10 protein-coding genes are annotated in these 12076 nt (G+C 48.5%); 5 read left to right on the top strand and 5 right to left on the bottom strand.

Annotated features, from left to right (window positions below):
• Positions 1 to 177: 177 nt before the first annotated feature.
• Positions 178 to 1077, bottom strand: a complete 900-nt coding sequence (locus tag BM231_RS07275) for a glycosyl hydrolase family 18 protein (RefSeq protein WP_093518103.1) — start codon at positions 1075 to 1077, stop codon at positions 178 to 180.
• A gap of 259 nt (positions 1078 to 1336) precedes the next feature.
• Here BM231_RS07275 and BM231_RS07270 point away from each other — a divergent pair, with 259 nt between their 5' ends.
• Complete coding sequence (locus tag BM231_RS07270; RefSeq protein WP_063312472.1) at positions 1337 to 1600, top strand: hypothetical protein; 264 nt, start codon at positions 1337 to 1339, stop codon at positions 1598 to 1600.
• A gap of 1 nt (position 1601) precedes the next feature.
• Here the strand turns inward: BM231_RS07270 and BM231_RS07265 are convergent, their stop codons facing one another.
• Together BM231_RS07265 and BM231_RS07260 are read right to left on the bottom strand one after the other, a co-directional pair.
• Complete coding sequence (locus BM231_RS07265; RefSeq protein ID WP_093518101.1) at positions 1602 to 1943, bottom strand: DUF2293 domain-containing protein; 342 nt, start codon at positions 1941 to 1943, stop codon at positions 1602 to 1604.
• 29 nt (positions 1944 to 1972) lie between these two features.
• Entirely contained in the window at positions 1973 to 3997 is a 2025-nt protein-coding gene (locus tag BM231_RS07260) for a diguanylate cyclase domain-containing protein (RefSeq protein ID WP_208860168.1), read from the bottom strand.
• 392 nt (positions 3998 to 4389) lie between these two features.
• Here BM231_RS07260 and BM231_RS07255 point away from each other — a divergent pair, with 392 nt between their 5' ends.
• Complete coding sequence (locus tag BM231_RS07255; protein WP_093518097.1) at positions 4390 to 5016, top strand: helix-turn-helix transcriptional regulator; 627 nt, start codon at positions 4390 to 4392, stop codon at positions 5014 to 5016.
• Positions 5017 to 5040: 24 nt separating this feature from the next.
• On the opposite strand, the gene BM231_RS07250 is transcribed toward BM231_RS07255, so the two are convergent.
• Positions 5041 to 5643, bottom strand: a complete 603-nt coding sequence (locus BM231_RS07250) for a helix-turn-helix transcriptional regulator (protein ID WP_093518510.1) — start codon at positions 5641 to 5643, stop codon at positions 5041 to 5043.
• A gap of 204 nt (positions 5644 to 5847) precedes the next feature.
• A complete protein-coding gene (locus BM231_RS07245) occupies positions 5848 to 6735 on the bottom strand; it encodes a hydrogen peroxide-inducible genes activator (RefSeq protein WP_093518095.1) in 888 nt (295 codons plus the stop codon).
• A 523-nt stretch (positions 6736 to 7258) separates the two neighbouring features.
• On the opposite strand from BM231_RS07245, the gene BM231_RS07240 reads away from it, so the two are divergent.
• The 3 genes from BM231_RS07240 (at position 7259) to BM231_RS07230 (ending at position 12076) form a co-directional block, all read left to right on the top strand.
• A complete protein-coding gene (locus BM231_RS07240) occupies positions 7259 to 8344 on the top strand; it encodes a DUF2336 domain-containing protein (protein WP_093518093.1) in 1086 nt (361 codons plus the stop codon).
• A gap of 155 nt (positions 8345 to 8499) precedes the next feature.
• Positions 8500 to 10842, top strand: a complete 2343-nt coding sequence (locus BM231_RS07235; protein ID WP_093518091.1) for a mechanosensitive ion channel family protein — start codon at positions 8500 to 8502, stop codon at positions 10840 to 10842.
• A 217-nt stretch (positions 10843 to 11059) separates the two neighbouring features.
• Positions 11060 to 12076, top strand: a complete 1017-nt coding sequence (locus tag BM231_RS07230) for an ArsR/SmtB family transcription factor (RefSeq protein WP_208860167.1) — start codon at positions 11060 to 11062, stop codon at positions 12074 to 12076.

The following is a 12076-nucleotide window of genomic DNA, read 5'->3' as shown; positions in this document are numbered from 1 at the left end:
GAGAAACTAGGGAATGTGCATCGCGCATTACGTGCTGCTCGACACTGATCACGAAATTGTTTTCAGATCGGTTGTTTTGAAGTCGCTTGTCTGGGAAACCGCTATTTGATCTTAGGTGGGATTTTGCTGCTGAGTGGCGGAGCATGGCATGCTCCGCCGTTCGCTGATAGCTCGAGATCAGTTACCAAGCGCCTTTGCCATGGTTGCTGCCCATTCATCAGTGCCTGTATCTGAACCGTATTGAGTGGGATATTGCCACCCCATCACGCCGGCAAAGTCAGGTTCTTTTGCGAGTAGAGGTGTGATGAGGTTGTCTACGATCTCATCAGCGGGCATGTAGCCGTTTACTGCGGCTGAGCCGACGACATTTTGCAGTGTGGTTGGTTTGCCGAGAATAAGCTTGGAGATTGGAACACCGGTTGATGCGATTCCGATAATGCTGGAAGGAAACGTACTTCCGTCAACCAGCTCAGTACCCGCGACTTTTCCTGTTTCCTCTTCAGCTGTTTCACCGACATACCACTGATTGTTGTAGTACTGGATGTTGTAAAGATCGACTGCGTCTCCTGCATTCTTGGCCACATCAACGTACACTTGTAAGTACCCGGATCCACCATAAAAGTATGGTGCTTGCGGTGCATGTGTTACGAAGTTCTGGTCTTCAGGAAGTTTTGATTTTAACGCCTTGGATAGATCAACCAGAAAAGTTGGGGCGTCATATCCAGAGTAGTTGGTATCCTCCCAATCGATATCAACACCATCAAGGCCATGGTCGGTTACCATCTTAGTCAGCTGTTGAACTGTGTTGTCGAGGTTGTTTGCAAGGGCGGCCCAGGCAGCAGTTGTAAAGACTTCGCCACCGATTGAAATCAAGACACGTTTGCCAGCTTTTTTCAGATTGCTGATCAAGTCCGGTGCATTGAACATGGCTTGAAGTTCTGTGCTTGGGGAGAGATTTCCGGCTTCATCGCTCACGACAAAGCAAAGAATGACTGTTGTATAATCGCTCTCTGCCATTTCAGCGATGAGCTGTGCATTTGTGCTGAGAGCGTAGCCGACAATTTCTTTATTCGACATCTGATTTCCTTTTTTCTCTTGTGCTCAATGAGCTCGCGTTTAGCTGACGAAAATCAGGAGAGGTCGTGATCTGGTAAGTGTGTCTTAGTTAATGCTTTTAGAGCTTCACGTGAGACTTCGGCCCGGTGATGGGAGACGAACCATCATCTATATTCATGTCTCATACGTAGATGTGCTGATGTGACGCATGCGCGTGACTGTTAAATTGATGTAAGTCAACTCTGTGTTCTTCCCCCATCAATCAATAACGGGCACTGTAATGAGCGATACAACTCTGTCTTCTGCTGAAGCTCAGCAGGATAATGATCCATTCTTCTTTAAACTTCTTTTTCTTGTTCCAATCATCGGTTGGTTGTTCAAAGATGCTGTGCATGGCAACAGTGAAGCAAAATACTATTTCTGCGCGAACTTCTTTGTTGGATGGGGTTTAGCAATTGCATTCTTCGGGTATGCTGCGATCATCATCCCTGCTCTGTGCCTCGTAGCGCTTGCATTTACTTGGATTATTGGTGTTTGCCGATAATTTATAGAGACTGATCTTGCTCGCCGCTTTCATTGGGAGCGGCAAGCAGCTCTTCAGCGGTAATCCTTCCGCCCCATGATGTGATGGTGGCTTCCATCTCATCCGCGACGCAATACCGGGCGGCATCCCGATCCAATCCTTCCCTCAGCAGGTCATCATAGTCCGTGTATTGATGACGGACGTAGCTGGTGGTTGCCAGGAAAACAGCAATATGAGCTGGTAGATGGCGAAGATGTTGTTGGTTGGCTTTAATTCGGATTTCAGAAGCATCCAGAAATGGAACATGCGGAATAAGTGTGCCGAGGGCGTCGCTGATTGCTCGTTGTCTTTTGGTTTTGCTCACACATGATCTCTTTGCGCTGGTGTTGTGCGCTAATTTATCATGGATGATGGCAGGCGCGACATTCTTCTGCGTGCCATGTTTGTTTTTACTCTCTGGATTGGATCTGGCGAGATGCCAAGCACGTGTTTCTTGTAAATCTCCGAAAAGCGTTGCTCTGGGCCGTAGAATGCGCCTTGAACGTATTCTGCTCCCAACTTTTTCAGCTTCTCTTCTGTATTTGCGTTTTTGATTTCCGAGAGGATGATCTCGATGTTCAAGGCATGTGCGAACTCTGTTGCAGCAGAGAGCAATCGTGCCGTTTTATCATCTTCAAACAGCCGTTCCACAGAACCTGCGTGTAGTTTGATGTAGGAGATCTTCAGCTTCTGGAAATGCTCTACCTTCAATCCGCCGGAGTCAAAGTGATTGATGCACAACTTGACGCCTGTGTTTGTTAGTTCATTCAGCTGGCTAATGAGGATATGAGCGTTGGCTCTTAAGAGAACACGCGAGGGGATCTCCAGTGTGAACTTGTCTGGCGATACATTATTTTCCTGCAGAAGGTAGCTGAGGTCATCGCAGAACCCTTCCTTTAATAGGGAGGGAACAGGGACACGGAACAAGAATTCCCAATGTTGCATTGGAGTGTTCTGGCAGGCACGCATGGTGTGAATGATGGCTGCAATTGTTGTCTCGCCAAGAACATTGCTGAAGCTTGCGCTGTCAAAGATGTTTGAAAGGTCGCTTCCCCGAGCAATTTCTAATATCTGAGAGGGCCATTCGGGGCGAGCCTCCAGCATTCGAATTTGACTTGTTTGACCGAACCTTATGGGCTGGAAGATCGTTCCGACCTGGTTTTGCAAGAGTGCCTGTTTCGCGGTTTGCTGAAGAGTGACCTGTCGCTCCAACCGGGTACGCATGACCTGATTGAACAGACTGGCGCGATTGCGGCCCCTCTTTTTTGCATGATACAGAGCTGTGTCGGCACTATCCTGCAGCTCCTTCACAGTGTTTGCATGGCGTGGGAACACCGCAGCGCCGATGCTGACCTTTGGCCGTATTTCGCTGTGGTCATGATAAATCGGGTGGCTGAGAGATATAGGCAACTCTTCAAGCAATACTCTGATCTGATGACATGTGGTGTCTTCTAAGAGCAGGGCGAACTCATCTCCGCCCAATCTGAGGGCAGTGACGTTTTCACATTCCATCTGCTTCAAACGGTCTGAAATGGCCACTAAAGCCGCGTCGCCAGCGGCATGTCCGTGAGCGTCGTTGATGACTTTCAGATGATCCAGATCGACATAAAACAAAGCCACGCGTTGATCTGGGTTTGTCACGCTCTCAATGGCGTCCGAGATGAGTTGCTCAAAGCTTTCTCTGGTTCGTAGGCCGGTCAACGGATCAATATTGCAGACTGTGAAGATTTCTCGCGGAGTGGTTTGCTCTGGTGGTAGCAGGTACTTTGTTGCTGCTGTGCCATTGATTGGGAGTGTCCCGCTCAAGTCGTTTGTTGAAAGGATGCGTAACAGACCGGGAACCAGAATTCTCGCCAGATTTCTGAAATTTTTGAGTTTCTTGCTCAGATCTACGTTTATGAGTTGATCTGAGGTTGTATCTGGCTGGAAATGTGCTTTGGGAAAGTGGGTCGTATTGTTTGCATCGGACTTACAGAGAATACCTACGACGGCGATTATTTGCGCGTGTAGGTAAAGAGGCATGAGTGCAATGAACTGCGTTGCAAGGCGTGGTGATCTGACAGTGGAAGGCGTGTCTTCGCTTTTAAACCTATGTGGGAAAATTTGGACATCATCTCCGCAGATTGAGGGCTCCGTAATCTTTGAGAGCAGACTGTTGAGTTGGTTCTTATAGGGCTGAATGCTATCTGAAACGAAGAGTTCTGAGCCGTTCACTTCCTCTGAGTGATTGACCATTATGAAGGTGGGGAGTTCGAATAACTTCTCGTAGACGCGCAGGACTGACTGAGCGAATGGCTGCGGGGGCATCTCTACTGGATGCAGGTTCGTTTTATATGCCGGGTACTCGATATTGTATTTTGTGTTGCCTGCTTCAGACATCATTCCCACCACTATCAACCAATTATTTACCACGCCCTTATTGATAGGGATTATGTGCTTTTACGCAAAAGGAAAGCGGGGGGCTCTGTGAGAATTAAGGGGCAAGGTTTATGTGAATACTATAAAAATACTAGGTAAATTTTAGGAAAATGGGGATAAGCACCTTCTATTTTTCTGATTTATATGAAAAGTGAAATTTCTTATTTGTGCATTACATATGTAGAAGAGTAATTATGATGCATAATCTCTTATAGTTCAAAGACAATACTATTTTATGGGTAAGTTATCAGTGATTCCTTCGCGTTGTTTTCTGATGTTGGTGCACTACAGCTTTTGCTTTATTAGGAAAGCTAAAACTTTTCATATAATTTCGATTGTGCTATGAGATGCCTATGAGTGACCGTACGAAAGATCGTTTGATGTACGCGCTGAAATCGCGCGGACCTAACACAGCTGCAACCATGGCCAAACACTTGGGCGTGACGGCTGTGGCCGTACGTCAACATCTTGATGCGTTGCTGGAAGCTGATCTTGTTGAGTTTGAAGACCTGAAAGGGACTGTAGGGCGTCCACGCAGAACCTGGCGTCTTTCTGAGACAGGCAACAGGAAGTTTCCTGATAATCATAGCGGTGTACTGGTTGATCTGCTTGGAAACATCAAAGACCTTTATGGGGACGATGGACTGCAGCGTCTTATTGATGCGCGGGCTGATCAATCCCGGAAGTCCTATCTGACTGCGATGAAGTCTGCAAAGACCCTCTCTGACAAGTTGCATTGTCTCGCTGAACAGCGCAGTGAAGAAGGGTACATGGCTGAAGTTCTGAAGGATGGTGAGAATGGCTATCTGTTTGCAGAGAACCATTGCTCTATTTGTGCGGCAGCCCGGTCTTGCCAGCACTTCTGTCGGTCAGAGCTAGATTTGTTTCAGGAAGTTTTAGGAGATGATGTGCGCGTCGAGCGTGTTGAGCATATCCTGAAAGGCGATCGGCGTTGTCTCTATAAGGTCTCACCCAACTAAGCAGCTCGCGACCTCGCGTTCTTCCTAGACCAGAATTGACAGAAGCATTGCCAGCTCCACGCGGCTGCTCACGTTGAGCTTTGCGTAGATGTTTTTGCGGTGTGTGCGCAGCGTGTTCTTCGTAATGTCCAGATCTGCTGCAATCTGAGGTTCTGTTTGCGTGCCAGACAGCTGTTCCAGAACGATTGCTTCCTTATCCGTCAGGCGGAAGAGGGCGGTTGCCTTCTGGATGTTGATTTGCTGCTGGATTTCCAGATCTGTGACGAACAGAAAGAAGAGATCGTCGAACTCAGTATCGACCAGGCGTATGTCGATATGGATTGGGCGCAGAAATGCTTCATCTCTTCTGAGGACGAGTTCTTGCTGAACATCAAGATCAATTGTTGCAGTAGCCAGACTTTGTGCGTTCTGGAATTCGCGCTGGTGGCTAGGGTCGGTGAACTCTAGCCTTCCGGTGCTGACCTTGATCTGGGGTGTTTGCTCAAACAGACGCTTTGCAAACTCGTTGCATTGCAGGATAGTTCCATTGCCCTGAATAATGGCCACGCCCTTTTGTAGCCGGTCAAGGCTGTCTGCAAGGAACTTGCAGAATGCTTGGTCTACAATTCGGGCGGTCTCTTGGTTCAAGGTATTGGATTCCTGTTTTACACCAAGCAACTAAAATCGGCTGATGGTGTAATAGTGTGCATTTGAGTGGAAGGAAGTTCATCTAAAAAAGAGTCGTTCTTCTAATCCATATTCTATAGCTTAGTGAGAAATCGATAATACGTATGCAGTTGCACGGTATATTTTTCGGTTATTCACAGCAACAGGGTAAATTAACTAGCTTCATTAGTTGGTGACGTTGCGCAAACACCTTGCGAGTGCCATGTAATCCTCGCTTTTAGGTGAAGTTTTTCGCCAGATTAAACCTATCCTACGGGAAGGTTGAGGCTCTGCAAACCGCAAAAGTGTTATGCGATCGTCTGCGATTTCTGTATCTGCGCAAATTTCGGGCAGGACGGTTACGCCATATCCTGCGGCGACCATGTGCAGGACAGTTGCTATACTTGTTGCGCCTACATTAGCTGATTGATTTTGACCAATTGATCCACAAAAGCTCAGTGTTTGATCTCTGAGGCAGTGTCCTTCTTCAAGCAGCAGCAGGTTCTCGCCGTGCAAGTCGTCTGCTCCCATTCTCTTACGCTCGTCTATGTTGCGTGAACTGGATACAGCTAAAAGGAAATGATCTTCAAAGATTGGTACTTCTTCCAAGTCTGGTTCTTCGATGGGAAGGGCTGCAAGGATCACATCCAGTGTGCCATGCTTGAGCTCACTCACCAAAGATGCTGTTAGAGTTTCACGGAGATTGAGCTGAAGATCCGGGTACTGTTTTATCAGAGCGGGCAGCAGTTTAGGCAGAATGTATGGGGCAAGTGAAGGGATGACGCCGAGGCGTATTATGCCACTTAGTGGGGATGCTGCGTGTTTTGCATAATCCTTGAGGTCCTGCATTTCGCGCAGGATCTGGTTGGCTCTTCTGGCAATTTCTTCGCCTTCCGGTGTGATCCGGATCGAGCGTGCGTTCCTCTCGACAAGGCAGAGGCCTAGTTCTTTCTCGAGATCACGGATTTGCATAGAAAGTGCTGGCTGGGAGACACAGACTTCTTCTGCTGCATTACCAAAGTGGCGATGCTGATGAACGGCGATGAAATAGCGGAGTTGTTTGAACGTAAGCATAAGGATCAGGATATCTTATGAATATAAGAAATTGAATTCACATGTTCTGATCTAATTTTTACTGGATTATTGGCTTGAGGTCAGGTGGAGGCGCTGCGCTCCAAGGCGTCAGAATGGAACGACTCAAGACGACCGATTTTAAGAAGTTGACCTTTTGGTAAGGAATTCGATGAGTAACAGGCCTTAATTGTTGATGCTGTTACTCAAAATTTGGGGACGCTTTGATAAAAAGAGCGCGCGTCGCAAACAAGTCGTTAACGGATGTTGGTCTGCTCGCAACATAGATGAAGCTTGTTAAGTCTCAGTGATATTTTTGTAACTCGTTGTTGTCACTTATCTTTTTAATTAAATTTCTGAAACCTGTTCTAACGGGAGAAAACTTATTGGTTTTTTCGCTTTCTGAAGCATGCAAATCGCATGTTGTTTTTTCTAAATTAACTAAAAATAGAATAGATTGAGTTAGGTTTTGTTTAATCCTGTTCCATAGGTTTTTATCAGTTTGCGTATCCCATCGGTGTTTTAAATGTCATCTGACTTGGCTTCTCATATCGTTGACTTCAATTCTCTCGCGCTTGAAAATAATATTGAGCGGCGTTCAGAGCTTGCGCGTCATGTTGCGCTTTTGTTTGCGCGGACGTGGGAACGGTGTTCTGACGATCAGATTGATATTTATGACGGTGTAATGCTTCGGCTCTCAGAAATGGTTGAGCGGCATGCGCTAAGTTACATGGCGGAACAGCTTTCTGAAGTGCGTCGTGCGCCAGAGCAGACTGTTCGCAAGCTTGCCTTTGATGAAATCGAAATTGCAGAGCCGCTTCTACGGAACTCAAACGTGCTGCGTGAGAGTGATCTTGTCAGTATTGCACGCAGCAAGAGTGATGATCATCGTCTGGCAATTGCGAAGCGGGATGTCATTTCTGAGAATATCAGTGATGTGCTGGTCAACCTTGGAAGCACCGAGGTGAAGCAGACTGTTGCTGCAAATGATGGTGCAGTGCTTGGTCAGCGCAGTGTGAACTCGCTGATGACTGATGCGAAAGGGGACGAAGTCCTTCAGCTGGCCCTTGGTCAGCGCGCGGATTTGGCAGATGCTCATATTGAAGCGCTCATCAATTTTGCTAGTGAGCAGGTCCGCAAGCTTTTGATCAAAGAAGGCGCAACTGAGGCTGCTGGGAAACTGCCGAAAGCTGCTCGGATTGCAGCTGGCAAACTTTCTAACGAGTTCTGGCTGGGCCGGTATGATTTTGAGACTGGCCGTGGTCGCGTTATGGAGCTGGTCCGTGAAGGCAAGCTGACTGAAAATGCTTTGCGTGCATATGCAGAAGAAGATCGGTTTGCTGAAGCGGTTGCTGCGTTTGCGATGCTGGCTGGTATTGGTCACGCAGAAGCGCAGCATTGGACCGTGCGGAATGACACTGAGCCTTTCCTTGTGGTGTGCCGCGCCTCAGGTTTTGGGATGATGACTGTTCAGGCTCTCCTGAAGATTGGGCCATGGCGTTACCGTCTTTCCAACTCCCAACGGCAGGCTGCGTTGAAGAGTTATCAGGCGCTTGACCAACAAGAAGCCTATAAGCAGTTTATCACCTGGAAAGAGCAATGGATGGCCTGACCCATTCAAAAATTTCAGTGGTTTTGTGAGGGTCGCATGTGCGGCCCTTTTCTTTTTTCAATTTAGTCCAAAAGTCGAATGTTTCTGCCAAAGTAACTTTAGGTGCTGTTCGTGTTTACTCCTGCTGATTGGGTTTTGTAGCCAAAGCAGGATTGATGCAAATAAGAAAAAGCAAAAAAGTTTCTTCTGACAGTTCTAAGGCGGACCGCTTTCTCAATTTCCTTATCTCCTTTCTGACGCTTGCTGTTTTGGTTGGTATGGGGCTTTTGCTGCACATCAGTTTTGTTGCTGCACAAACACCTGACCCACAGACCCCAATCGTTGCAGCTCCCATGGTTGATGCTCAGGAAATGGTGACGCAAAGCGAGCCAATTCCTATGGAGGGGGCACCGCTTGTTTTTGGGCTATCTAACGGACTGGAGCTGTTCTCTCTGGAAAACATTGACCGTTCCAGCCAGTCTCTGAATGCTGTTTTGAAGGATCTTGGGAATTTTCCCAAGCACGTCCATAATGCACTGGAACGGGCGCGGCCCGATACGAGTGTTTCGTGGGTCTGGCAGATATTTGCGCTGACGCTGTTTGCAGTGACGCTTGGTTTTGCGGTTGAGCTGTTCGCAGATAAGCTCTTTGCAAAGAGGCTTTTGCGATTTTACCGCGGAATGCCGGAGAGCAGAGCCGAGAAGATCGGATTTCTGTTCTCAAGATCACTGGTGCAGATCGCTGCTATCTTTCTACATGTGATTGTAACGTTCGGGCTCATTCTTGTTATTTCCGGTAATACAGAGAGTGTGCGGCATGCTGCGCTGATCTTTGCGAGTTTCTACTTCTTCTTTCGGCTTCTGATGGTTTTCGCGCGGAACTTTCTGGCTGTTGGGAATGAACCTCATCGAGTTGTTCCGCTGGATGACCAGGTTGCCCGGTCGTTTCTGAATTCAGTTATTCTGTGCGGCGGGATTGCTTTCTTCCTGTTGGCATTTGGCAGGTGGATGAACCATTTGTCTCTCAATGCAAATGCTCAGCGGATCCTTGACCTTCAAAGCGGGTTGTTTCTGGCGGTTTCTGCTGCGTTGATTTGCTATATTTTTCGCAGGCCTATTGGAGGTTGGTTTACCAGGGAGCATGCCAGCACTCAGAGACGGCGGGTTTGGCGGCGGTTGTTTAGCCAAAACTGGCATTTGGGCGCTTTAGCGTATTTTCTGGTGGCGTGGCTGGTGTTTGCTCACCGCCTGCTCTTAGGGCTGAGCTATGACAGTCTTCTGTTACTCGCGCCGATTATGGCGATCTTGGCCAGTGTCTTGCTCTACGGTATTTTGCTTCTTGTCATCGATAAATGGTTGTTGCCTCCGATCAATATCGACAGGCTGCAGGATGCTTTTGTTGAAGAGATTGTGCTGGTCGAGGAAAAGGCCGGGCACACCTACAATCAAGAGGAAGTGAAAGCGGAAGCTCGGGCACATGCTGCTGAGAAAGAAGCTGGACGACAGCCCTATCGCCAACTGCTTGATCATGGCGCTCGGCTTGTGACGCTGATGTTTGGTCTTGCGGTGATCATTGAGGCGTGGGGGATCAATCTTTTCAAGCAGGATGGGTTGTTTGGTAATCTGGTGGAAGTCGCGTTGATCGTGTTCTTTGGCTACATGGCCTACCAGGCCGTTCACATTACTATTCAGCGGCAGATTGAAATTTCGGAGAGTGATAAGAGTGGGCAGGCCAAGATGGGACGACTGGCGACTTTGTTGCCGATCCTGCGGAACTTTCTGCTGATCTCCATTGTGGTGCTCTCCGGCATGGTTGCTCTTTCTGAGATCGGCGTGAACATTGGTCCCTTGTTTGCCGGTGCTGGCGTTGTTGGTCTTGCTGTTGGCTTTGGTGCGCAAACACTCATCAAAGATATCTTCTCAGGCGCGTTCTTTCTGTTGGATGACGCCTTTCGAACAGGTGAGTATATTTATGTCACCAACAATGTAGAAGGGACGGTTGAACGGATCTCTATAAGATCCATGCAGCTGCGACAGTCAGATGGCCTCTTGAATACAGTTCCGTTTGGCAATTTATCGTTTGTGAAGAACTCATCACGCGACTGGACCATGATGAAGTTAGCGTTTCGAGTCACATACGACACGGATGTCGACCGGATGCGGGAGTTGATCTCACAGTTGGGAGATAAACTGCTCGATGATCCTGAGCTCGGTCCGAAGTTTCTGGAGCCTCTTCAATCTCAAGGCATTACGGCGCTGGAGGATTCCGCGATGATTGTGCGGGTCAAATTTACGACGCGGCCTGGGGATCAGTATGTTCTGCGCAAGGCTGTATTTGCTGGCATTCGGGAGATTTTCAACCGCGAGGGCATCACTTTTGCCCACCGTGAGGTGAAAGTTAAGATCGATGAAGGGGGTGCTGGTGGGCGGTCTTTCTCTGACTCACAGAAAAAGGCAGTGGGTGGTGCTGTTTTGCCGTTGATTGAAGACGATGACACGAACCGCTCTGCAAAGGCTTAAATGCTGTAATTCCTAGCTTTTTTACTCTGTGTTCCCTCCGGGAATGTCAGAGTTGAATTTTGATCAGCCTATTTTCAAGGAAAACTCAGAAAAACTATTCCTCTTTTGGTGCGAGAAGGGAATGTTCCTCCTTGTCATCGAGTTCTTATACGTATAAAGATATCTTTATATCAGATTATTCGATCAGTTGGCGGCGGTAGTAGGCTTGATAAAGACAGTGAACAATGAACCGGAAGGGAAACTCCCTGTAGAGGACCTGGTGGGCTGCTTGCGTGCCTGTGGAGAGACGACACGTATTCGTCTGCTTGCTTTGCTTGTGCTTGGTGAGCTGACCGTGAAAGATCTTACAGTCATTCTTGGGCAGAGCCAGCCTCGGATTTCGCGACATCTCAAGCTTCTTTGTGAGGCAGGAGTGATCAAGCGTTATCCGGAAGGGGCCTGGGTTTATTATCGTCTTGGTGAAGGTGGGCCGGCTGAGCTGGCGCGACGTATTGTTGCGCAGAGCGAGCAGGACGATCCGGTGCTTGCCGCCGATCATGAGCGATTGGTTTCGTTGCGCCGTGCAAAGGCTGAGGAAGCGGCGGCTTTCTTTGCTGCACGTGCCAACAACTGGGACAAGGAGCGTAGTCTTCATGTGCCGGAAGTTGCCGTTGAAGCTGCGATGCGTGCACTCGTCGGATCCAAGTCCTTCGATACCCTCCTGGATCTTGGGACTGGAACTGGCCGTTTGCTGGAGTTGTTCAGTGAACAGTACGAGCGTGGCATTGGGATTGATGCAAGCCAGAACATGCTTTCTGTTGCGCGGGCTAATCTGGACCGTGCAGGCCTGCAGAAAGCGCAGGTGCGTCAGGGCGATATCTATGCGCTGCCGGTTGCGCCAGACACAGCCGATCTGACTGTGGTTCATCAGGTGCTTCATTATCTGGAAGAGCCTGGGCGGGCAATTTTGGAAGCTGCCCGTGCTTTGCGGCCAGGTGGTCGTCTGTTGCTTGTAGATTTTGCTCCTCACGAACTGGAGTTCTTGCGGGAAAAGCATGCGCATCGTCGTCTTGGCTTTTCTCAGGGACAAGTAGGCAATTGGCTTTCCGAGGCTGATCTGGAGCTTGTTTCAACGAATGATCTTACCCCGGGCGCGGGGGAGAAAGACAAATTAACCGTTACCCTTTGGCTCGCTCAGGATCGTCGGGTTGTGACCGACCTGCCTGTAGCGGATCAGACCAAGGAGCTTGCTTAG

This window comes from Pseudovibrio ascidiaceicola, from assembly GCF_900114245.1.
Taxonomy (GTDB): Bacteria; Pseudomonadota; Alphaproteobacteria; order Rhizobiales; family Stappiaceae; genus Pseudovibrio; species Pseudovibrio ascidiaceicola.
The sequence above is the reverse complement of the archived record's forward strand: the minus strand, read 5'-3'. Positions and strand labels throughout refer to the sequence as shown.